We start from the raw sequence: 22,638 nt of genomic DNA, 5'->3' as shown, positions 1-22,638 counted from the left end.
TGGCCGCGGCCGTGCCGCCCGAGGGCGCCCTGCGCCGATCCGGCGCACCTCGAGACAGGCGATGCGCCGCCGTCGCGGCCGGCCCGGCTCAGCGCGCGATCAGCTCGCGGATGCGGGCGGCCAGGGCCTCCACGGCGAAGGGCTTCGTCAGCACCGCCATGCCGGGCTCGAGACGCCCGTCGCCCGGCAGCGCGGTCTCGGAGAAGCCGGTGATGAACAGCACCTTCAGCTCCGGTCGGCCGACCCGGGCGGCGTCGGCCATCTGGCGCCCGTTCATGCCGCCGGGCAGGCCGACATCCGTGACGAGCAGGTCGATCCGCGCGCCCGATTGCAGCACGCTGAGCCCGCCCGCGCCGTCCGCGGCCTCGATCGCCGTGTAGCCGAGGTCGCTCAGCACGTCCGTCACCAGCATGCGCACCGTCGGCTCGTCGTCCACGATCAGCACGGTCTCGCCCGCCTCGGCCTGCGCCATCAGGCCCCTGCCCGGGTCGGGCCCGTCCGCGTCCGCCTCGCCGAAGTGCCGCGGCAGGTAGATGCACACGTTCGTGCCCCGGCCGACCGTCGAGGTGATCCGGACCTGCCCGCCGGATTGCTTGGCGAAGCCGTAGATCATCGACAGGCCGAGGCCGGTGCCCTCGCCCATCGGCTTGGTGGTGAAGAACGGGTCGAAGGCCCGGGCGACGACCTCCGGGGGCATGCCGGTGCCGGTATCGGACACGCACAGCGACAGGTACGGCCCCTCCGGCATGTCCTGGGCGTCGGCCTGCTGCCGGTCGATCCAGCGGTTGTCGGTCTCGATGGTGATCCGGCCGCCCCCGGGCATCGCGTCCCGCGCGTTGATGCAGAGGTTCAGGAGCGCGTTCTCCAGCTGGGACGGGTCCGCGAGCGCGGCCCAGAGCCCGTCCGCCCCGACGTGCCGCACCTCGACGCTCGGCCCGACCGTGCGCTGGATCAGGTCGAGCATCCCGCGGACCAGCCGATCGGCGTCGATCGCCCTGGGCGCCAGCGTCTGGCGGCGCGAGAACGCGAGCAGGCGGTGGGTGAGGGCCGCGGCCCGCCGGGCGGCGCCCTGGGCGGCGGCGATGTACTTGCCGACATCCTTCGACCGCCCCTGGGCGATGCGGGCCTCGATGAGCTCCAGCGAGCCCGAGATGCCCGCCAGAAGGTTGTTGAAGTCGTGCGCCAGCCCGCCGGTGAGCTGGCCCACCGCCTCCATCTTCTGCGACTGGCGCAGCGCCTCCTCCATGCGCGCCCGCTCCTCCCCGGCCTGCCGCAGACGGTCGGCCGCCGCCCGGAGATCGCGCGTCCGCTCCTCGACGCGGGCCTCCAGCGACGCGTTGAGCTGGCGGATCTCGTCCTGCGTGCGGCGCTGCCGGTAGGCCGCGAAGGCCAGCAGGGCGGTGGCGAACAGGCCGCCGCCGCAGACGAGCCAGATCTCCGGCAGCGCCGAGCCGCGCCGGGGCGAGACGCGCTGCGCGAACGCCACGGTCCAGGTGCGGCCGCCGAGCTCGAGATGCGCCTCGCGGGTGAGGCGCCCCGCCCCGGCGGCGGAGGCCCGCGCGGACCGGTGCAGCAGGTTCGCCTCGCTCGGCGCGCCGTCGTAGATGGCGAAGGCCGCGTCCTCCTCGGCCTCCGCCGCCACGATGCTGTTGAACAGGTCGTCGGCCCGGAAGGCGCCGAACACGAAGCCCAGGAAGCGCCGCCGCCGGTCCTCGAGGTCCGGCGGCACGGCGCCGCCGGCATAGACCGGCATGGCGACGAGGAAGCCCGCCTGCTTGTTCGCGTCGATCTCCTGCACGAGCTGGATCCGCGCCGAGGCGGCCGGCTGGCCGGTGTCGCGGGCCCGCTCGACCATGTCGCGCCGCACCGGGTCCGACATCACGTCGTAGCCGATGGCGGCGAGGTTGCGCGGGTTCGGCGGCTCGGCGAACAGGACCGGGCTGATCATCGGGTTGTCGGTCGGCGGCCGGACCCGGGCATTCTCGACGCCCAGGGCCGCGGCGCGCGCGGCGAACGTCTCCCGCGCGGAGGCGGGCAGGGTCGGCGTGAAGCCGATGCCGAGGAACCCGGGATAGAGGCGCTGCAGCTCGATCCGCTGCACGTAGGCCCGGAACTGGGCCAGCGTGACGGTGGCGCCTTCGGCGGCGAACAGGCCGGCGGCGCCGCGCAGGAGGGCGGTGTAGGTGCGGAACTGGTCCTCGACCGTGCGCAGCTCGATCTCGGTGGCGTGCTCGAAGGTCATGCGGTCGCGCAGCGCCGCCGCCTGCCAGGTGAGGGCCGTGCTCAGCCCGGTCGCGAGGAGGCCGGCGGCCAGGATCGCGGGCGGGATCCAGCGCGCCGCGCCCGCCCCGCGGCGGGCGGCGGGCGCGACAGGACCCTGCGATGCGGTGCGGTGGGACAAGGGGCGAGACCGGACTTCGACTGCGGCCCGTGAAAGCAGGCATGCGCCGGGATGCAAGTCCATGGTGGCGTCACCGGGGCGAGATCCCCGCATCGCGGCGGGCGCTCAGGGCGCGCGGCACGCCATCGCGGCGGTAGCCTCGATCACGCTCAGCGCCCGGCGCCGCACCTCCAGCGCCGCGTCCGGGCTGTCCGACACGGTGGAAGCCTCGCGCCTCAGCGTCGCGTCGCAGGCGCACGAACGGTAGCCCGCCGCGTCGTAGCAGGCGTCGTGGCGCATGCACGCGGCATCGAGGGCGTCGGTCGGCGGCAGCCCCTCGCCGCGCTGACCCGTGCCGCAGTAATTGCCGTGGAACAGCTCCTTGCCGGCGATGACCCGGCCCAGGTCGCCCTTCGGCGGTGCCGGCGCCTCTGCCTGCCCGCTCGGGTTGAGATCGTTGGCCGGCCCGCCCGCCTTCGATCCGGAGGAGCGCAGGGCCTTCGGGATGCCGGAGCGCTCGCCGGGCTCGTTCAGGGCCTCGCCGGCCCGGCCGTTCGGGTCCGAGATGTCCGGGAGCGGCGGGGGCGGTCCCGGGCGAGGCTCGCCCGGCTCGACGGTCGCGGCCGGCAGGTCTCGGACATCCTGCACGTCTTGGACGCTCTGGACGCCTCGCGAGTCTGGAACGCCCTGCGCCCCGGACGCGTGCGGGTAGGCGACGAGCAGAAGCCCGAGCGTGGCGAGGAGAGACGGTCTCACGGATGGCCCCTGATTCAGCGGCCCCTCAACTCGAAGCTCGGCTTCTCCGTTCCGGACTTTCGCCCGCCACGGTCACGGAGCCCTGCGGGGCGGACGCGGGCCGCGGGGCGGCACCGCCCGGGCGGCGCGGCACGCGGCGCAGTGCGCGGGCGCACGGGGGCTCATCCCGCGTGTTGGACCCCGGGGTCGCGGATCCCACATCGAGGCGTAACGCGGCCGGGATGATCCCGGCGACAGACCTGAGCTGGACCTCCGCCATGACCTCTCGTCTTCTGATCGGCGCCGTGATCGGGATCGGCCTGTCCGGGCCCGCCCTGGCGCAGAGCTTCACCGCCCCCGCCGGCATCCCGGCCGTCACCGCCCCCGGCGGCCTCCAGGGCCGCGCGACGCTCGCGGATCCGCGGACGGCGCCGGACGGGCGCGCCGGTATCCTCGACGGCGACGGCAGGCCCCCGTCGGCGGTCGGCACCGTCGATCCGCGCCGCCCGCATCCCGGGCGCTAGGGCGCGCCTCGCCGCACCGCTGGTCAGTCCTGGTCAGGCTCGCCCGGCGCGTCGGGCGTCGCGGTCATCGTCGCGGCGGGCGCGCCGAGGGCGCGCGAGACCGCGGCGGCGCCTCTCCGCACCCGCTCGCCGATCGCGCGCAGCTTCTCGTCGGACAGCCGGTGCGTCGGCCCCGACACCGAGATCCCCGCGATAGCCTCGCCGTGGACGTTGAGGATCGGGGCGGCGACGCAGCGCATCCCGATGCTCCGCTCCTCGTCGTCGATCGCGTAGCCCCGGCGGCGGGTCGCCTCGACGTCGTCGCGCAGCTGGTCCAGTGAGCCGATGGTCTTGTCGGTGAACCGCGCGAAGGTCTTTCCCCGGAACAGGCGCTCGGTCCGGGCCGGCGCGTAGGTGCTCAGCAGAGCCTTCCCGATGCCCGACGCGTGCAGCGGCGACAGGGAGCCCGGCGGGAAGAAGGCGCGGATCGTCTCGTGGGTCTCCACCTGGCTGACGAACAGGACGTTGCCGTCCTTCTCGACGCCGAGATTGGAGGTCTCGCCCGTCTCCTGCATCAGCGTCCACATCATCGACCGGCTCCGCTCGACGACGTTGTGGCGGCGCAGGAACGCCGATCCGAGCCGGTAGGCCTCCGCACCGACGTGCCACTCCTGCTTGTCGGCGCTGATCTCGACGAGGCCGCGGCGCTCGAGCGTCGCGAGGACCCGGTGCATGGTCGCCACGGATTGCTCGAGCCTGCCGGCTAGTTCCGAGAGCGTCAGCCCGTCGCCGCCCGCCAGGACGTCGAGGACATCGAGGGCGCGGTCAAGCGCCTGGATGGTCGCCGCCGGCTTGGCGCCTCCGAACCCCTTCGGCCGCCCGCGCCGCCGGTTTCCCGAATCCATGGCGTCCTCGCCTTCGCCGATCCCGCGCGATTCCTAGGATGGAAAAATTTTTCTCACAACGGAAAAAGGTAAGACGTTGCCACAGCGTGTCTTTTTGCGCTTCACTCGTCGATGAAAAAGTTTTTCAAGAAAATATCAATACGGTGTCGGCGGTGCTATCGTTCCCGTATTGGAGGAGAGCGCCGCCGATGTTCGCACAGAATCCCGTCTTCATTCCCGGCCCGACCAATATGCCGGAAGTGCTTCGCCGCGCGGCCGACATGCCGACGCTGGATCACCGGTCGCCGCTGTTCGCGCAGATCCTTCATCCGGCGCTCGCCGGCGTGAAGAAGGTCCTGAAGAGCGAGGACGCCGAGGTGTTCATCTTCCCGTCGACGGCGACGGGCGGCTGGGAGACCGCGCTCTCCAACACGCTCAGCGCCGGCGACACGGTGCTGGCGGCGCGCCACGGCATGTTCAGCCACCGCTGGATCGACATGACGCGCCGCCACGGCCTTGATGTCCGGATGATCGAAGCCCCGTGGGGCGAGGGGCTTCCGGCAGATCGCTTCGCCGAGGCCCTCGCGGCCGACAAGGCGCACCGCATCCGGGCCGTGCTCGTCACGCACAACGAGACGGCGACCGGCGTCCGCTCGGACGTCGCCGCCGTGCGCCGCGCGCTGGATGCCAGCAACCACCCGGCTCTGCTGCTGGTCGACGGCGTCAGCTCGATCGCGTCCATGGATTTCCGCATGGACGAGTGGGGCGTCGATGTCGCCGTGACGGGCTCGCAGAAGGGCTTCATGCTGCCCGCGGGCCTCGCCATCGTGGCGTTCTCGCCCAAGGCCATGGCCGCCACGGCGACGGCGACGCTGCCGCGGACCTATTTCGACATCCGCGACATGGCGAAGGGCTACCCCAATGGCGCCTATCCCTACACGCCGGCGGTCGGGCTCCTGAACGGCCTGAAGCTGTCGACGGAGCTGCTCCTGGCCGAGGGGCTCGAGACCGTCTTCGCCCGGCACCGCCGCATCGCGGACGGGATCCGCGCCGCCGTCGCCGCCTGGGGCCTGGAACTCTGCGCCGCGCGCCCGGACCTCTACTCGGACACGGTGAGCGCGATCCGCACCCCGGAGGGCTTCGACGCCACGCGGATCGTCACCCACGCGGCGCGCCACTACGACGTCGCCTTCGGGGTGGGCCTCGGCGAGGTCGCCGGGAAGGTCTTCCGCATCGGCCACCTCGGCAGCCTCACGGATGTGATGGCGCTGTCGGGGATCGCCGCCGCCGAGATGGCGATGGCCGATCTCGGCCTGCGCATCGCGCTGGGATCGGGGGTCGCGGCCGCGCAGGCGGTGTACCGCCGCGCCCCGGCCGCCGCCCTGCGCGCCGCCGCCTGAGGGGGCGCGCCATGGAAAGCGCCCTGATCACGCCCACCCTCGACGACGTCCTGGCCGCCCACGAGCGCATCCGGCCCTACATCCACGAGACGCCGGTCCTGACCTCGCGGATCATCGACGAAGCGGCCGGCGCGCAGCTGTTCTTCAAGTGCGAGAACCTGCAGAAGGCCGGCGCCTTCAAGGCGCGGGGCGCCTCGAACGCCGTCTTCAGCCTCACCGACGCGCAGGCTGCCCGGGGCGTGGCGACCCACTCGTCGGGCAACCACGGCACCTGCCTGTCCTACGCGGCGGGCCGGCGCGGCATCCCCTGCACGGTGGTGATGCCGCGCACCGCGCCCCAGGCGAAGAAGGACGCCGTGCGCGGCTACGGCGGCCGGGTGGTGGAGTGCGAGCCGTCCACCTCATCGCGCGAGGCCGTGTTCGCCGAGGTCGTCGCCGAGACCGGCGCGGAGTTCGTGCATCCCTACAACGATCCCCGCGTCATCGCCGGGCAGGCGACCTGCGCCCGCGAGCTGATCGCGCAGGTCCCGGATCTCGACGCGGTGATCGCCCCGATCGGCGGCGGCGGCATGGTGTCGGGCACCTGCCTGACGCTGGCCGGGCTCGCCCCGCACATCGCCGTCTACGCGGCGGAGCCCGAGCAGGCCGACGACGCCCATCGCAGCCTGAAGGCCGGGCGGATCATCGCCGACGACGCGCCGGTGACGGTCGCGGACGGGCTCAAGGTGCCGCTGAAGGACCTCACCTGGCACTTCGTCCGCCACCACGTCGCGGATATCCTCACGGTCTCCGAGGCCGAGATCGTCGCGGCGATGCAGCTGATCTGGAAGCGGCTGAAGATCGTCATGGAGCCGTCCAGCGCCGTCGCCCTGGCGGCAGTGCTGAAGAATCGCCCCGTCTTCGCGAACAAGCGGGTGGGCGTGATCATCACGGGCGGGAACGTCGATCTCGACGCGCTGCCCTGGCAATAACGGGAGGCCCACGATGCACATGAACGCCCGATCCGCCGATCTCGAAGTCGGCTTCGACGTCCCCGCGCTGCCCGGTATGCGCGAGGACGAGATCCAGACGCCCTGCCTGATCGTCGATCTCGACGCGCTGGAAGGCAACATCCGCAAGATGGGCGACTACGCCAAGGCGCACGGGATGCGCCACCGCGCCCACGGCAAGATGCACAAGTCCGTCGATATCCTGAAGCTTCAGCAGAGCCTCGGCGGCGCCTGCGGCGTCTGCTGCCAGAAGGTCTCGGAGGCGGAAGTCTTCGCCCGAGCGGGCATCAAGGATATCCTGGTCTCGAACCAAGTGCGCGACCCCGGCAAGATCGACCGGCTGGCGCGGCTGCCGCTGCACGGCGCCCGCATCATCGTCTGCCTCGACGACGTGGCGAACGTCGCCGACCTCTCGGCGGCGGCGCAGCGGCACGGCACGCAGCTCGACTGCTTCGTCGAGATCGATTGCGGCGCCGGCCGCTGCGGCGTGCGGACGACCCCCGAGGTGGTGGCGATCGCCCAGGCCGTCGCGGCCGCGCCGAACCTGCGCTTCGCGGGCCTCCAGGCCTACCAGGGCGCCATGCAGCACATCGACGGCTACGAGGAGCGGCGGGCCAAGCTCGACGCGGCCATCGCCCAGGTGCGCGACGCCGTCGCGGCGCTGAACCGGGAGGGCCTCGAGCCGGAACTCGTCAGCGGCGGCGGCACCGGCAGCTACTATTTCGAGGCGGGATCCGGCGTCTACAACGAGCTGCAATGCGGCAGCTACGCGTTCATGGACGCCGATTACGGGCGTATCCGCGACCGGGACGGAAAGCGCATCGACGCGGGCGAGTGGCAGAACGCCCTGTTCATCCTCACCAGCGTGATGAGCCACGCCAAGGCCGACAAGGCGATCTGCGACGCGGGCCTGAAGGTGCAGTCGGTCGATTCCGGCCTGCCCTTCGTCTTCGGCCGCGACGACGTGAAATACATCAAGTGCTCGGACGAGCACGGGGTGATCGAGGATCCCGAGGGCCGGCTGAAGGTCAACGACCGTCTGCGCCTCGTCCCCGGCCACTGCGATCCGACCTGCAACGTCCACGACTGGTATGTCGGCGTCCGCAACGGCCGGGTCGAGACGCTCTGGCCGGTCTCGGCCCGCGGCAAGGCCTACTGACGCACCCTGCACACCGTCCGTCATCGCGAGCGCGGCGCAGCGATCCGGGGACGCGCCTCGACGGGGCCCGCTGCCCTGGGTCGCTTCGCGACGCCCGCGATGACGGGGGCGACATGCCGGCTCACGAATTGAGGACACATCCGCGATGATCATCGTTCCCGAGCACGCGATCGACGGGCTGTTGACCGAGGCGGAGTGCTTTACCGCCGTCGAACAGGTCTTCGCCTCCATGGCGCGGCGGCGAGCCGGAAACTTCCCGGTCGTCCGGGAAGCCATCGGCCACGCCGACGCGCTCTACGGCTTCAAGTCGGGCTTCGACCGGGACAGCCTCGCGCTCGGCCTCAAGGCCGGCGGCTTCTGGCCCGGCAACGCCGCGAAGGGCCTGACCAACCACCAGTCGACGGTGTTCCTGTTCGACGCCGATACCGGCCGCTGCCGGGCCGTCGTCGGAGGGAACCTCCTCACCGCGCTGCGCACGGCCGCGGCCTGCGCCATCTCCGTCCGGCACCTCGCCCGCAAAGATGCGCGGGTGCTGGGCATGATCGGCGCGGGCCACCAGTCGGCGTTCCAGCTGCGCGCCGCGCTGGCGCAGCGGCCGTTCGAGCGGGTCCTCGCGTGGAACCTGCATCCCGGCATGTTCGGCCGGATGGAGGCGGTGGCGCGGGAGCACGGCGTGCCGTTCGAGGCGGTCGACCTCGACCGGCTCGGGGCCGAGGCCGACGTCGTCGTGACGATCACGTCCTCGTTCGCGCCGATCCTGAAGGCCGCGCAGGTCCGGCCGGGCACGCACCTCGCCTGCATGGGGACGGACACGCGCGGCAAGCAGGAGGTGGAGGCCGAACTGCTCGCGGGCGCGACGGTCTTCACCGACGAGGTCGCGCAGTCGGTCAGCATCGGCGAGGCGCAGCACGCCGTCACGCGGGGGCTCCTCGCCGCGGATTCCATCGTGGAGATCGGGGCGGTGATCAACGGCGATCACCCCGGCCGCGTCTCGGAGTCCGAGATCACCCTGTTCGACGGCACCGGGGTCGGGCTGCAGGACCTCGCGGTCGCCGCGGTGGCGGTCGACCGCGCGGTGGCCAAGGGGCTGGCGACGGAGGTGGATGTCTGACAGGCTCGACCCGAAGGTAATACATTTTCCGGCCGGATGCTGCGATCGACGCATTCCTCGCCGTCATCACGAGCAAAGCGAAGTGACCCAGGGTCGCGCGACCTTTACAGACATTGCGCGGCTCTGTGTTGCTTCGCTCCGCTCGCAAAGACGGCCGCGCATGAATTATCAATCGAAGAGATTATAAGAGGGCATTAATCCAGCCTCCATCTCTGCGTGCCAGGATCTTCTCAAATCTCCAGCGGACATTGACGCTGATCGGGACGCGCGCCCGATCCTGAAGCTGCGCCGCCGACCCCGATGTTCGAATCCACGAGCCCCTCGGCCGGGGAGGATGGGCCGGCCTAAGCCTCGCCGCGCACCAGGGCCGCCGCGAGGGCGTTGTGGCGGGCGGCCAGCGCCCCGGTGTCGAGGGTCGTCAGGCGGCCCTCGCGGACCACGATCTTCCCGTTGATGACGCTCCAGGCCACCGTCTGCGGCGCGCAGAAGGTGAGGGCGGCGACGGGGTCGTGCAGCGCCCCCGCCATACCGAGGCCGCGCAGGTCGAAGGCGACGATGTCGGCCGCCATGCCGGGGGCCAGCGCACCGATATCGTCCCGGTTCAGCACCTTCGCGCCGCCCAGCGTCGCGATCTCCAGCGCCTCCCGCGCGGTCATGGCCGCCGGCCCGAAGCCGACGCGGGCGAGCAGCATGGCCTGCCGCGCCTCGCCCAGCATGTGCGACCCGTCGTTGGAGGCCGAGCCGTCGACGCCGAGCCCGACCGGCACGCCCTCGCACCGCATCTGCCGGATGGGCGCGATGCCCGAGGCGAGGCGCATGTTGGAGCAGGGGCAGTGCGCCACCCCGGTCCCGGTCCGGCCGAACAGCGCGATGCCGGCGCGGTCGAGCTTGACGCAGTGGGCGTGCCACACGTCGGGGCCCGTCCAGCCCAGGTCGGCGGCGTACTCCGCCGGCGTCATCCCGAATTTTTCCAGGCTGTAGCGGACGTCGTCGTCGTTCTCCGCGAGGTGGGTGTGGAGCGAGACGCCGTAGTGCCGGGCCAGCTCGGCGGCATCGCGCATCAGGCCGCGACTGACCGAGAACGGTGAGCAGGGCGCCACCACGATCCGGCGCATGGCGAAGCGCTCCGGATCGTGCCAGCGCTCGATCAGACGGCGCGTGTCTTCGAGGATCGCCGCCTCGTCCTCGACGACCGAGTCCGGCGGGAGTCCGCCCGCGCTCTCCCCGACGCTCATCGCGCCGCGGGCGGCGTGGAAGCGCATGCCGATCTCCTCGGCACCCTCGATGGAATCGTCGAGCCGGCAGCCGTTCGGGTAGATGTAGAGGTGGTCGCTCGACGTGGTGCAGCCCGAGAGGATCAGCTCCGCCATCGCGGTCTGCGTCGAGACGCGGACCATCTCGGGCGTGAGCCGGGCCCAGATTGGGTAGAGCGCCTTCAGCCAGCCGAACAGCTCGGCGTCCTGCGCGGCCGGCACCGCGCGGGTGAGCGTCTGGTACATGTGGTGGTGGGTGTTCACGAGGCCCGGCATCACCGCGTGGCCGCGCATGTCGAGGACGGTGTCGGCCCGCTGCGGCACCTCGGCGGCGGGGCCGACGGCGACGATGCGGTTGTCCTCCACGTAGACCGCGCCGCCGGGAATCTCCCGGCGCTGCGCGTCCATCGTCACCAGGATGTCGGCGTTCGTCAGCAGCAGGGAGGTCATTGCGTCTCTCCGGGTGCGCCCTGGAGGTCGCGCCGGACGGGCCGCGACGCCTCCCCACGGCCAGATGCCGCCCTCTGGCAGCAGGAACGCCGTGCCGGGCGCACCGTCTCGGGGCCGTCAGCGGGCCGCAGCATACGGCAGCCGCCACCGGTCACCTTGGCGATTTTTCGCAAACTGCTTCCGAAATCCCGGCATGGCATTCGCGGCCAGCCATGCAAGGTTTGAGAGCCAGCCAAGTCGGCAGCGCATGACCCCGGAGCGGCCGCCGAGAGCCCGCTCCCCCGCCCCCGGGCGTGCCGCCACGGCCCGCCCTGCGACTGGCCCCACACCCGCTCCTGGCGGCCCGGACCCGGAAGAGGTCCGGCCACCGCTGCCGGGTCCCCGACGACACCATCACGGGACGACGCCTCGACAGGTCCCGGCTGGCGGAGGACACGCCCATGACGTCTCACGACAGGACAACGCGCGAGGTGGACGCGGTCGACGCGATCCCGCCCCTTCCCAGGCTCCTCGCCTACGGCATGCAGCACGTGCTCGTGATGAGCGCGGGGGCGGTCGCGCCGCCGCTCATCCTCGGCGCGGCGATGAACCTGCCGACCGAGACGGTCGCCTACCTGATCAACTGCGACCTGCTGGTGACGGGCATCGCGATCCTGATCCAGTCCCTCGGCCTGGGGATCTTCGGCATCCGCCTGCCGGTCATCATGGGCGTCAGCTTCGCGGCGGTCGGCCCGATGGTGGCGATGGCGCAGGATCCGACGATCGGCCTGCCGGGCATCTTCGGCGCGACCATCGGGGCGGGCGTGTTCGGCCTGCTGCTCCGGCCGTTCTTCTCCAGGCTCGCGAGCTTCTTCCCGCCGCTGGTCACCGGCACGGTCATCCTGATCATCGGCGTCACGCTGCTGCCGGTCGGGATCAACTGGGCGGGCGGCGGCTTCGGGGCCGCCGATTTCGGCGCCCCGGTCCATCTCGGCGTCGCGGCCTTCGTCCTGGCGGTGATCCTGGTGGTCAGCCGCTTCGCCACCGGCTTCGTCGCCAACGTCGCCGTGCTGATAGGCCTCGTCGCGGGCCTGTGCCTCGCCTGGCCGCTCGGCCTGTTCCGCCTCGACGGGCTGGCCGAGCGCCCGCTCATCGCCCTCGTCACGCCGTTCCACTTCGGCTGGCCGACCTTCCACCTGACGGCCGTGGCGGCGATGTGCATCGTCATGATGGTCACGCTGGTCGAGTCGACCGGCATGTTCCTGGCGGTGGGCGACATCGTCGGGCGCCCGGTGGACAAGCGGACCCTGACCCGCGGCCTGATGGCGGACTCGCTCTCGACGCTGATCGCGGGCTGCCTCAACACCTTCCCGCACACCTCGTTCTCCCAGAACGTCGGCCTCGTGAACATGACGCGGGTGCGCAGCCGCTACGTCACGGTCGCGGCGGGCTTCATCATCCTGGGCGTCAGCCTCCTGCCCAAGGTCGCCTTCGCGGTGGCGTCGATCCCGCCGGCCGTGCTCGGCGGCGCCGGCATCGTGATCTTCGGCATGGTCGCGGCGGCGGGCCTCAAGATCGTGGGCGGCGCCGATCTCGGGGATCGCCGGAACCAGATCGTCGTCGCGGTCAGCATCGGCCTGAGCCTGATCCCGATGGCGGCGCCCAAGCTCTTCGCCGCCACGGCGCCGGACTGGGCCGGGCCGATCCTGCACAGCGGGATCACCCTCGGCGCCATCGGGGCGATCGTCCTCAACCTGCTGCTGAACTCGGACCGTCTCGGTGCCGGGGCCGAGCACCGCGTCGCCGACGCGGAGCCCGCCTTCCCGCACGCGGCCGTCCTGGACCGGGCCTGAGGGGAGAAGCCATGTCGGCCGAGACCATCAAGGCGCTCTCGCGGCGCCACTTCCTGAAGGCCGGCGCGGCGGCGGGCGTCGCCGTGAAGGTCTCCTTCCTGGCGCCCCCGGCCCGGGCGCAGCTCGCCGAGACCGGCCTGTCCGCCGGCTCCCCGTGGGCCGCGCCGGGCCGGCCCCGCTACCGCCTCGACGCCGTCGCCAAGGTCACGGGCACCAAGACCTTCTCCCGCGACTACCGGGCCCGCGACCTCGCCGGCTGGCCCGACGGCCAAGCCCACGCCTTCCTCGTCGCGGCGACCCGCGCCGACCGCCGCTTCACCGGCCTCGACCTGTCGCGGCTCCCGGCCGCCCTGCGGCCGGACCGGATCGTCCGGCACGAGGACCTGGTGGCGGACGGGGTCTCGGTCCCGCACGCCGACTTCTTCGGCGACTGGTTCCTCGTGCCGCAGGGCGAGACGCCGCGCCTGCTCGGGCAGCCGGTGGCGATCCTGATCTACGCCGACTTCCCGCGCTTCGCCGCGGCCAAGCGCGCCCTGCGCTTCGCCGACGACGTCGTGCAGTACGGCGCCGAGACCGGTCCCAGGCCGCCGGCCCACTACGGCGCCTCGCGCTGGGTGCGGATCGAGGGCGACGCGCCGGACGCGCCCGACCGGTTCTCGCCGTTCGCGCAGTCCCCGATCTTCGCCGGCTTCTCCGGGGACGAGCCCGCCTGGCCGAAGGCCGGCGACGACGGCCCCTTCGCCCGGGGCATGGCGGCGGCCGCCGCCATCGCGGCCGAGATCGACGGCGCCGGCGCGGACGCCCTGGTGATGCGGCGGACCTACCGGTCGCAGTCGACGGACGCCTCGGCCATGGAGGCCGACAACGGCAACGTCTGGTACGATCCGGCCGCCGGCACGCTGCGCCTGATGATGGCGACGCAGTCGCCCTACGACGTGGCCGAGGCCGCCGCCGCGCTGGTCTCGAAATCCCGGTTCCCGCTCAGGGAGGTCGATCTCAAGGTCGGCTACACGGTCGGGTACGGGACGAAGGACCACCACATCTTCCCGTTCCTCTGCGTCGTGGCCGCGCTCTACGCGGGCGGCCGGCCGGTGCGCCTCGCCAACGACCGGTTCGAGCAGTTCCAGAACGGGCTGAAGCGCCACGCCTTCCGCATGGACAACGTCCTGCTGGTGGACCGGGCCAGCGGCCGGTTCCGGGCCATGACCGGGCGCTTCGCCTGCGACGGCGGCGGGCGCCCCAACTACTCCGTCGCGGTCTCCTTCGTCGGCGCCACCGCGGCGCAGTCGATCTACTACCTGCCGAAGAGCGACTTCCAGGCGATCGCCCTGGCCTCGCGGGCCGTGGAGGCCGGATCGACCCGGGGCTTCGGCACGCTCCAGACGATGTCGGCCACCGAGATGATGGTCGACGAGGCGGCAGCGCTCCTCGACATCGACGCGATCGAGCTGCGCCTGCGCAACGTGCTCCGCTCGGGCCAGCGCAACAGCCAGGGCGCGGTCCCGGCCGGGGCGCTGCGCAACGCGGAGATCCTGACGAAGGCCGCCGCGCACCCGCTCTGGCGGGACCGGGCGACGCGCAAGGCCGCCTACGAGGCCGCCCATCCCGGCCGCCGCTACGGCGTCGGCTTCGCGCAGGTGCACAAGGATTACGGCACGGGCGCCGAGGCGGCGGTCGCGTCGCTGGAGCTCGACCCGCGGGGCCGCCTGAGCCTGCGCCACGTCGCCCACGAGATGGGCCCGGGCGTCACCACCTCGCAGGCGGTCATGGTGGCCGAGATCCTCGGCCGAGTGCCTTCGGAGACCGCGTTCGGCGTGGTGCGCTGGCCCGAGATGCCGCTGGAGACCTCCGACCAGCCCTACACGACGCCCCAGGAAGAGGAGGACCGCCGGGCGCAGAACCCCCGCTGGACCCCGCGCTTCACCTCGCCGATGAGCGCGACCAACTCCGCCTACTACCTCGGCCACGCCACCCGGACGGCCGCGCGGTTCCTCGTCGACCACGCCGTCTGGCCCGCCGCCCGCGCGCTCTGGGCGCGGGGCGGCGGCGGCGGGGCGCTGGCTTCCTACCACGTGGTCGCCCGCGACGAGCTGCGGCTGGTGGACGGGCAAGTGCTGGGCGGCGGCCTGCCGCCGCTGTCCCTGGAGGCGGTGGCCGCCGAGGCGCACCGGCTCGGGCTGCCGGTGGGCGTGACCCTCCACACCTTCAACCGCTGGCAATGGGCCGAGGCCGAGTTCGACCTGCCCGCAACGGGCCGGACGCGCCTGCCGATCGACGCCCTGGCGGTGCGCTACGGCGCCGGGGCCCCGCCCGAGCGCCGCGCCCTGATGGCGGATGCGGGCTGGCACTTCGTGCCCCGGGCGGCGGTCTTCTACCCGCCGACCCAGCGCAACAATGTCGGCACGACCTACTACGCGCCGATGGCCACCCTGGCGGAGGTCGCGGTCGACACCGCCAGCGGCGACGTGACGATCCTGTCCCACCACTCGATCCTCGAGTGCGGCCGCCAGATCGTGCCCGAGCTGGTCTCCGGCCAGGTGCAGGGCGGCCTCGCCATGGGGATCGGCCACGCCCTCAAGGAGGTGCTGCCCCTCTACGAGGACGGCCCCGGCGACGGCACGTGGAACTGGAACCGCTACGAGCTCCCGCGCGCCCGCGACGTGGCCCCGTGGAACCAGACGGTGGAGATCCTGCCGCCGCTCTCCGAGACCGACCCGCCCAAGGGCATCGCCGAGGTCGTGATGATCGCCGTCGTCCCGGCGCTGGCCAACGCCGTCGCGCACGCGATCGGCCACCGCTTCCACGAACTCCCCATCCGGCCCGAGCGCATCCGCGAGGCACTGGCATGAGCGCCGCCATCGAGATCAAGGACCTCTCGCTCCGCGTGAACGGCGCGGCGGTCGGTCCGATCCCCGTCCCCGTCGGCACGAGCCTGCTCGACGTCCTGCACGAGTGGCTGGGCCTCACCGGCAGCCGCATGGGCTGCGGGCAGGGCATCTGCCACGCCTGCACGGTGATGCTGGAGGAGGCGGCCGGCCCGCGGGAGATCCGCGCCTGCATCACCGGCGCGCACTGGTTCGAGGGGCGGAGCATCCGCACCGTCGAGGGCCATGCCCGCACCGCGCCGGACGGCACCGTCGTGCTCTCGCCGGTCCAGCAGGCCTTCATCGAGAATTTCGCCTTCCAGTGCGGCTACTGCACGCCGGGCTTCGTCACCGGGGCGAGCGTGCTGATCGAGCGCCTGCGCCGCGAGCCGATCCGCCGCGACGAGGTCGAGCGGGTCGTCACCGAGGCGCTCGACCGCCACATCTGCCGCTGCACGGGCTACGTCCGCTACCATCAGGCGGTGCGCGACCTCGTGCTGGCGACCCCCGGTCTCGTGACCGCCTGAGGCGCGCCGTGCGGATCCCGTCCCTCACCACCCCCGCGCGGCGCGTCGGCGCCGGGCTCGCCGCCGCCCTCGCGGTGGCCGTCTCGGCGGCCGGCCTCGTCGCCTCCGGCGCCCTGGAGCGCAGCGTCGTCGCGCGCGACGTCGAGACCCCGCTGAGCGCGGAGGCCGTGCGCGGCCTCGCCCCCCGCGGCGCCAAGGTCGCCGCCGCGGCCGACTGCTTCGCCTGCCACACCGCCCGGGGCGGCGCCTCCTGGGCGGGGGGACTGCCCCTGGAGACGCCCTTCGGCACGATCCACGCCACCAACATCTCGCCGAGCCCGCAGGGCATCGGCGGCTGGAGCCGCGCCGACTTCCACCGGGCCCTGCGCGACGGGATCGCGCCGGGCGGCCGCCACCTCTACCCGGCGATGCCCTACACGTCGTATCGCGGCCTGACGCCGGAGGATGTCGACGCCCTCTACGCCTACCTGATGACCCGCGCGCCGGTCGCGGTGGAGAACAGGGCCAACACCCTCGCCTTCCCGTTCGACCAGCGCTGGACCCTGGCGGCCTGGAACCTCCTGAGCCTGCCGGCCACGGTCGCCGCGCCCGACCCGGGCCGCTCCCCCCTGTGGAACCGGGGCCGCTACGTCGCCGACGCCCTCGGCCATTGCGGCGAGTGCCACACGCCGCGCACCGTGATCCAGGCCATGCGCCCGGACGCCGTCTATCGCGGCGCCACGATCGAGGGCGTCGAGGCGCCCGACATCACGCCCGCGGGCCTCGCGCGGATGGGCTTCACCCCGCACGGCCTGCGCGACTTCATGCGCACGGGGCTCTCGGCCCAGGGCGGCGCGACGCACCAGATGTTCGACGTCGTGCATTTCTCGACGCAGCACATGGACGAGGCCGACCTCACGGCGCTCTCCGCCTACCTGTTCGACCGTGACGCCCTGCCGGCCGAGCCCGAGACGCCGGTCGCCGCCACCCCCGCGGCGATCCCGGCGGCGGTCGCGGCCCAGGGTCGGGCCAGCTACGCCGGCCTCTGCGCCGGCTGCCACGGCGGGGCGGGGGAGGGGATCCCCCACGTCTCCGTGCCGCTGCGGACGAACACCGCGATGCGGGTCGCGGGCGCGGGCGGTCTCCTGCGGGCGATCCTCGTCGGGCTCCCGGCGCAGCGCTTCCCGGGCAACGAGCGGATGGAGGCCATGCCGCCCTTCGCCGCCCTGATCGACGACGCGGCGCTCGCCGACCTCGCGACCTGGATGCGGGCCGAGTGGGGCGGGCAGGGTCAGGCGGTCACGCCGGACGAGGTCGCGCGCCAGCGCGCGGGTTTGCGGGCCGACGCTTCGCACTGAAGGCGGCCGGGAGGAGGGGGCGGACATGACCATGGCTTGTCGGATCGCGGCCGCGCTGCTGCCGCTCGGGATGACGTGCGCGGCGGGGGCGCAAGACCTCGGGACGGCCTCCTCGGCGCCGGTGGCGCCCGAGACCACGACGGTGGTGGAGGACGGCCCGTTCTTCCTCTTCGCCGACACCCAGATCAGCTACCGCTACCAGTTCCCCACCGTCTCGCCCGGAATCCAGATCCAGCGCCCCGACGGCAGCTTCGTCTCCCGCGCGGCGCCCAAGCACATCCTGAACATCTCCCACGCCGATGCCTGGGCCTACGGGACGAACTTCTTCTCCCTCGACATCCTCAAGTCCGGCTCCCAGTTCCCGGCCGGCACCACCAACGCGCCGGGCTCCGTCGCCGCCCCGTTCTTCGCCGATTACGGCAACACCGAAGCCTACGGGCTGTATCGCGGCACGCTGAGCCTCAACGCGCTCACGGGCACGAAGGCCTTCACCGTTCCCGGCCTCGTCAAGGAGGTGTCGCTCGCCTTCGGCTTCGACGCCAACGCCCAGAACGACGCCTTCGGCTCGAAGAAGCGCGACATCGTCGGCGGCCTGAACTTCGCCTTCGACGTGCCGGCGGGCTTTCTCAACCTCTCCGTGCAAGCCTACAAGGAGTGGAACCGGAACGGGTTCAATCTCCAGCCGGACCGCGACCAGAGCTTCGACACGGTCCCGGAATTCGAGCTGGTCTACAACTTTCCCCTGACCTTCACGGGGCTGCCGCTCAGCCTCGTCGGCTTCAACAACATCGTGCTGCCGAAGGGGCGGGGCGTGAGCAACCCGGCCGCCTTCGCCTTCAACCCGCCCCGCGGGCTCGAATTCCTGTCGCGCACCAACCTCGTGCTCGATCTCGGCAAGCTCGTCTACGATCAGCCCAACCGGGTCGATGTCTTCGTCGGGTTCCAGTACTGGCACAACAAGTTCGGGAACGTCGAGACCGCGACCTTCAAGGGCACCGAGGAGAAGAGCTTCCTCGCCGGCGTCGCGTTCCACGTCTTCTGATGCCGTTTCGGTCGATCAGATCGGTTCCGCCGTCGTTGCGAGCGGAGCGAAGCAATCCAGCCGGCACCACGTTCCCCGATGTCCCGCAGCCCTGGGTTGCTTCGCTGCGCTCGCAATGACGGAGCGGGCTGCACCGACCGAAGCGTCACGCCGCGGAGGATGATCGGGTCGGACGCCGAGTTCACATTGTCGGGACAGTCCGTTGACAGGTCCGAACTGCTCCTGACGATCCCCGCTCATGATTTCCCTGGAAAGCATCCGCATCTTCCTGCGCTCGGCGGAGACGGGGAGCTTCTCGGCCGCCGGCCGCTCGCTGCGGCTGTCACCGTCGGTGGTGAGCTACCGGATCCACACCCTGGAGGAGCATCTCGGCTGCCTCCTGCTCACCCGGACGACGCGGCGCATGAGCCTCACGGAGGCCGGCCGGATCTTCTACGACCGCTGCCTCGACATCACCGCGGCGGTCGAGCAGGCGGAGAAGAGCGTCGAGACCGCGGGCGCGGTGCCCCGCGGGGTGCTGAAGGTGACGGCGCCGCTCGGTCTCGGCCGCCGGGTCGTCGCGCCGCTCGTGCCGCGCTTCCGCGACCGCCACGGCGAGACCGATGTCCGGCTGCGCCTGTCGGAGCACCTCCTCGACCTCGTGCAGGAGGCGGTCGACGTCGCGGTCCGCCTGTCGCAGATGCGCGATTCCACCTTCACCCTGCGGAAGGTCGCGGAGATCGAGCGGGTCCTGTGCGCGGCGCCGGCCTACCTGGCCGAGCACCCCGCGCCCGCCGAGCCGGCGGACCTGCTGCAGCACGATTGCCTGCTGCTGCGCTATCCCGGCGCCGAGCAGTTCCGCTGGACCCTGGTCGACGGGCAGGAGACCGTGACCCTGCCGGTCTCGGGGCACATCGACGCCGACGACGGCGACACGCTCACCGCCTGGGCGCTGGCCGGCGAGGGCATCGTCCTGAAGCCGCTGTTCGAGGTCGCGGCGCACCTCGCCGAGGGTCGGCTCGTCCCGGTCCTGGAGCACACCCCGCCGACCAGCGTGACGCTCGGCCTGCTCTACCCGTCCCGCAAGATGCTGTCGGCCCGGACCAAGACCTTCGTCGACATGACGCACGAGGCCCTGCGCCAGCACGTGAGCGAGCAGCTCGCCCTGGTCGGCGGCCGGGCGGTCTGAGGCGGCCGCCTCAGGCCGCGACGAGGGCCTCCAGGCGCAGGGCGGCGATCCGTCCGACCTGCCGCAGGGCCTCGGCCCGCTCGGTCTCCGGCGGGTTGCCGAGCCGCTGCTCCAGCCGGGCGAGGATCGCGTCGCGGTCGAGGCCCCGGACGGCGATGATGAACGGGAAGCCGAAGCGCTCGGCGTAGGCCCGGTTGAGGTCCTGCAGCCGCGTCACCGCGGGGGAGGGGCCGCCCAGCAATCCGCTTCCCGCCTGCTCGCGGCTGGAATGCGCGGTGAGCTCGCCGCGCTGGGCGGCCCGCCCGGCAAGTTCGGGATGCGCCCGCAGCAGGGCGAGCTGGCGGACCCGGTCGGCGCCCGCCACCGTCGCCTCCATCGCCGCGTGCAGGTCCGCGCACGCCGCGAAGGGCCCGCGGTCGAAGGCCGCCTCGGGGACCCAGGGGGAGTGCTCGTAGACCTCGGCGAGGAGGTCCACGAAGGCGTCGCGCGCGAGCGCGTTGAGCGCGGCGATGGTGATCACGAACCTGTCCTCTCCGGGGTCGGTCCCGCCGCCGGGGCGCCGGGAGGATGGTGGGCCGCCCAGTGCCGGGCGATGTCGATCCGCCGGGTCACCCAGACGTCGGGACGGGCCAGGACGTGGTCGAGGAACCGGGCGAGGGCCGGCAGGCGGGCGGGACGTCCGACGAGGCGGCAATGCAGCCCGATCGACAGCATCTTCGGGGCGCTCGCCCCCTCCTCGTAGAGGCAGTCGAAGGCGTCGCGCAGGTGCGCGAAGAACTGCTCGCCCGACGGGAAGCCGCCGGGGATCGAGAAGCGCATGTCGTTGGTGTCGAGGGTGTAGGGCACCACGAGGTGGTCCTGGCCGGCGACGCGGACCCAGTAGGGCAGGTCGTCGGCGTAGCTGTCCGAATCGTAGAGGAAGCCGCCCTGCTCGACCACGAGCCGCCGGGTGTTCGGGCTGTCGCGGCCGGTGTACCAGCCGAGCGGCGTCTCGCCGGTCAGGCTCCGGATCGTCTCGACCGCGCGGGCGAGGTGCTCCCGCTCGATCGCCTCCGGGACGTCCTGGTAGGGCAGCCAGCGCCAGCCGTGGCCGGCGATCTCGTGGCCGTCGCGGAGAAAGGCCTCCACGGCGGCCGGATTGCGGGCGAGCGCCTGCGCGACGCCGAAGACCGTGAGGGGAACGCCGCGCTCGCGGAACAGGCGCAGGATCCGCCAGACGCCCGCGCGCGCGCCGTACTCGTAGAGGCTCTCCATGCTCATGTGCCGCGCGGGGAAGGGCGTGGCCCCGGCGATCTCGGAGAGGAAGATCTCGGCGTGGGGGTCGCCGTCGAGGACGGAGCGCTCGCCGCCCTCCTCGTAGTTCAGCACGAACTGGACGGCGACGCGGGCGCCGCCGGGCCAGCGGGCGTCGGGCGGCGCCTCGCCGTAGCCGACGAAGTCGCGCGGGGGGCCGTCTGTATCCGGTGCGGTCACGGGCGGGATCCTGCGTTGGCGCGAATAGACGGGGTCCGACGGTTATCGCGCGGCGAGCCAGCGGGCGAGCGCCGCGCGCTCCTCGGGCTGCATGTCGGTGATGTTGTTCGGCGGCATCGCGTGGGTCAGGACGGCCTGCAGGCGGATGGCCGGCGCGAAGCGCGCGACGTGCTCGGGGCTGTCGAGGAGCACGCCCTTGGGCGGGCTCGTCAGGCCCGGCCACAGGGGCTCGGCGGCGTGGCACATGGCGCAGCGCGTCCCGACCACGGCCATCACGGCGTCGTCGACCGCGGGGCCCTCGAGCGCGCCCGTCCCGGCCGCCGCGAGGCTGATCGCCGGGGCCAGAGCCGGGGCCGGGGCTGCCTCGGCGGCGGCCGACAGGCCGATCCGCTCGCGGGCGCCCGGCGACGAGGCGACGCTGATCGCGACCGCCACCGCCACGCAGGCCGTCGCGACGCCCCAGGTCCACCAGCGGTCGCCCCCGCCGGCATTGCGCACGTTGAAGTAGTGGCGGACGACGCCGCCCGCGATCACCACGAGGCCGACGATGGTCCAGCTGTAGGGCGAGGACCACGCCATCGGGTAGTGGCCGGACAGCATGAAGAACAGCACCGGCAGCGTCAGGTAGTTGTTGTGGGACGAGCGGTTCTTCGCCTGCTTGCCCCAGGCGGGGTTCGGGACCCGGCCCGCGACCAGCTCGGCGATCGCCTTGCGCTGGTTGGGCATGATGACGAAGAACACGTTGCCGGTCATCCAGGTCGCGATCACCGCGCCCGTGTGCAGCATCGCGGCCCGGCCCGAGAAGACCTGCTGGAAGCCGTACGCGAAGGCGACGACCGTGAGGAACACGGCGGCCGCGAGCAGCGGCGGCCGGTTGGCCAGGGGCGAGCGGTTGAGCCCGTCATAGATCAGCCAGCCGAGGGCGAGGGCGCCGAGGCCGATGGCCGCCCCGGTCATCGGCGTGATCACGCGGACCGCCGGATCGATCAGGTAGAGGTCGGCCTGACCGTAATAGACCCAGCACAGCAGCGAGAAGCCCGACAGCCAGGTCGCGTAGGATTGCCATTTGTGCCAGATCAGGTGCTCCGGCATCCGGTCGGGCGCGACGAGATACTTGCGCACCTGGTAGAAGCCGCCGCCGTGCACCTCCCAGGCCTCGCCGCCCTTGCCGGTCGGGATTGCCGGAATGGCGCGCAAGCTGGCGTCGAGATGCATGAAGTAGAACGACGCGCCGATCCAGGCGATCGCGGCGACGACGTGGGTCCATCGAATGAGGAACCCGCCCCATTCGTGCAGGATCGGATACATGGGACGGATCCTCCGCGATCTGTCGTGGGGCCGGGTTCGGCCTCGATGTCGGCTCGTGGTTCGGCCCGAGCCGCGACCCCGGGTGTGCCCCGAACCGCGGCCGGCAGCGACCCGCCGCGGCGCCAAGGACCTTCAAAATCATTCGGGAAATGCCGGACGCTTTTCGGGTTGTCCGAGCCCCCCGCCCCGTGCTCGTCTCCACCGTCTCCTTCGGCCCGACAGA

At 72.4% G+C, this 22,638-nt stretch carries 18 protein-coding genes; 11 read left to right on the top strand and 7 right to left on the bottom strand.

Features of this window, described 5'->3' with window-relative positions; genetic code table 11:
• Positions 1 to 88 precede the first annotated feature (88 nt).
• Entirely contained in the window at positions 89 to 2,401 is a 2,313-nt protein-coding gene (locus tag BM419_RS23105; protein WP_056530223.1) for a CHASE domain-containing protein, read from the bottom strand.
• A 105-nt stretch (positions 2,402 to 2,506) separates the two neighbouring features.
• Positions 2,507 to 3,136 carry a phospholipase A2 family protein gene (locus BM419_RS23100; protein ID WP_026605148.1) on the bottom strand — a complete coding sequence of 210 codons (630 nt, stop codon included), beginning with the start codon at positions 3,134 to 3,136 and terminating at the stop codon, positions 2,507 to 2,509.
• A 257-nt stretch (positions 3,137 to 3,393) separates the two neighbouring features.
• Here BM419_RS23100 and BM419_RS23095 point away from each other — a divergent pair, with 257 nt between their 5' ends.
• Complete coding sequence (locus tag BM419_RS23095; protein WP_056530886.1) at positions 3,394 to 3,639, top strand: hypothetical protein; 246 nt, start codon at positions 3,394 to 3,396, stop codon at positions 3,637 to 3,639.
• A gap of 23 nt (positions 3,640 to 3,662) precedes the next feature.
• Here BM419_RS23095 and bhcR read toward each other — a convergent pair whose 3' ends face one another.
• Positions 3,663 to 4,523: an HTH-type transcriptional regulator BhcR gene (gene bhcR, locus BM419_RS23090; protein WP_020094515.1), complete on the bottom strand. Its 861-nt coding sequence runs from the start codon at positions 4,521 to 4,523 to the stop codon at positions 3,663 to 3,665.
• 188 nt (positions 4,524 to 4,711) lie between these two features.
• Between bhcR and bhcA the strand changes: the two genes are divergently transcribed.
• From bhcA to bhcD, 4 genes are all read left to right on the top strand, one after another.
• Positions 4,712 to 5,902 carry an L-aspartate--glyoxylate aminotransferase BhcA gene (bhcA, locus tag BM419_RS23085; protein WP_056530226.1) on the top strand — a complete coding sequence of 397 codons (1,191 nt, stop codon included), beginning with the start codon at positions 4,712 to 4,714 and terminating at the stop codon, positions 5,900 to 5,902.
• A gap of 11 nt (positions 5,903 to 5,913) precedes the next feature.
• Complete coding sequence (gene bhcB, locus BM419_RS23080) at positions 5,914 to 6,873, top strand: beta-hydroxyaspartate dehydratase BhcB (protein WP_056530229.1); 960 nt, start codon at positions 5,914 to 5,916, stop codon at positions 6,871 to 6,873.
• Positions 6,874 to 6,886: 13 nt separating this feature from the next.
• The gene (gene bhcC, locus BM419_RS23075) at positions 6,887 to 8,050 is read left to right on the top strand and encodes a 3-hydroxy-D-aspartate aldolase BhcC (protein WP_026605150.1); all 1,164 of its coding nucleotides are present in this window, start codon (positions 6,887 to 6,889) and stop codon (positions 8,048 to 8,050) included.
• 145 nt (positions 8,051 to 8,195) lie between these two features.
• Positions 8,196 to 9,161 (top strand): iminosuccinate reductase BhcD, encoded by a 966-nt coding sequence (gene bhcD, locus BM419_RS23070; protein ID WP_056530232.1) that lies wholly within the window; start codon positions 8,196 to 8,198, stop codon positions 9,159 to 9,161.
• Positions 9,162 to 9,505: 344 nt separating this feature from the next.
• Here bhcD and BM419_RS23065 read toward each other — a convergent pair whose 3' ends face one another.
• The gene (locus tag BM419_RS23065) at positions 9,506 to 10,864 is read right to left on the bottom strand and encodes an 8-oxoguanine deaminase (protein ID WP_056530235.1); all 1,359 of its coding nucleotides are present in this window, start codon (positions 10,862 to 10,864) and stop codon (positions 9,506 to 9,508) included.
• Between the two features lie 440 nt (positions 10,865 to 11,304).
• Here BM419_RS23065 and BM419_RS23060 point away from each other — a divergent pair, with 440 nt between their 5' ends.
• From BM419_RS23060 to BM419_RS23035, 6 genes are all read left to right on the top strand, one after another.
• The gene (locus BM419_RS23060; RefSeq protein WP_056530240.1) at positions 11,305 to 12,696 is read left to right on the top strand and encodes a nucleobase:cation symporter-2 family protein; all 1,392 of its coding nucleotides are present in this window, start codon (positions 11,305 to 11,307) and stop codon (positions 12,694 to 12,696) included.
• Positions 12,697 to 12,707: 11 nt separating this feature from the next.
• Positions 12,708 to 15,545 (top strand): xanthine dehydrogenase family protein molybdopterin-binding subunit, encoded by a 2,838-nt coding sequence (locus BM419_RS23055; RefSeq protein WP_091927793.1) that lies wholly within the window; start codon positions 12,708 to 12,710, stop codon positions 15,543 to 15,545.
• The gene (locus BM419_RS23050; protein ID WP_020094523.1) at positions 15,542 to 16,087 is read left to right on the top strand and encodes a (2Fe-2S)-binding protein; all 546 of its coding nucleotides are present in this window, start codon (positions 15,542 to 15,544) and stop codon (positions 16,085 to 16,087) included. Before BM419_RS23055 ends, BM419_RS23050 begins: the two co-directional genes overlap by 4 nt.
• Before the next feature lie 8 nt (positions 16,088 to 16,095).
• The gene (locus BM419_RS23045; RefSeq protein ID WP_056530246.1) at positions 16,096 to 17,424 is read left to right on the top strand and encodes a c-type cytochrome; all 1,329 of its coding nucleotides are present in this window, start codon (positions 16,096 to 16,098) and stop codon (positions 17,422 to 17,424) included.
• A 25-nt stretch (positions 17,425 to 17,449) separates the two neighbouring features.
• Entirely contained in the window at positions 17,450 to 18,466 is a 1,017-nt protein-coding gene (locus BM419_RS23040) for a hypothetical protein (protein WP_091927792.1), read from the top strand.
• Between the two features lie 238 nt (positions 18,467 to 18,704).
• Positions 18,705 to 19,634, top strand: coding sequence for a LysR family transcriptional regulator (locus BM419_RS23035; RefSeq protein ID WP_091927791.1), 930 nt, complete (start codon positions 18,705 to 18,707; stop codon positions 19,632 to 19,634).
• Between the two features lie 10 nt (positions 19,635 to 19,644).
• On the opposite strand, the gene uraD is transcribed toward BM419_RS23035, so the two are convergent.
• Genes uraD through BM419_RS23020 form a run of 3 tightly spaced genes read right to left on the bottom strand, consistent with a single transcriptional unit; the run spans position 19,645 to position 22,415 of the window.
• The gene (uraD, locus tag BM419_RS23030; protein WP_056530252.1) at positions 19,645 to 20,154 is read right to left on the bottom strand and encodes a 2-oxo-4-hydroxy-4-carboxy-5-ureidoimidazoline decarboxylase; all 510 of its coding nucleotides are present in this window, start codon (positions 20,152 to 20,154) and stop codon (positions 19,645 to 19,647) included.
• Positions 20,151 to 21,107 (bottom strand): allantoinase PuuE, encoded by a 957-nt coding sequence (gene puuE, locus BM419_RS23025; protein WP_091927790.1) that lies wholly within the window; start codon positions 21,105 to 21,107, stop codon positions 20,151 to 20,153. Before puuE ends, uraD begins: the two co-directional genes overlap by 4 nt.
• Before the next feature lie 42 nt (positions 21,108 to 21,149).
• Positions 21,150 to 22,415 (bottom strand): urate hydroxylase PuuD, encoded by a 1,266-nt coding sequence (locus tag BM419_RS23020; protein WP_056530259.1) that lies wholly within the window; start codon positions 22,413 to 22,415, stop codon positions 21,150 to 21,152.
• Between the last annotated feature and the right edge of the window lie 223 nt (positions 22,416 to 22,638).

Source organism: Methylobacterium sp. yr668 (genome assembly GCF_900116245.1).
GTDB lineage: Bacteria > Pseudomonadota > Alphaproteobacteria > Rhizobiales > Beijerinckiaceae > Methylobacterium.
The sequence above is the reverse complement of the archived record's forward strand: the minus strand, read 5'-3'. Positions and strand labels throughout refer to the sequence as shown.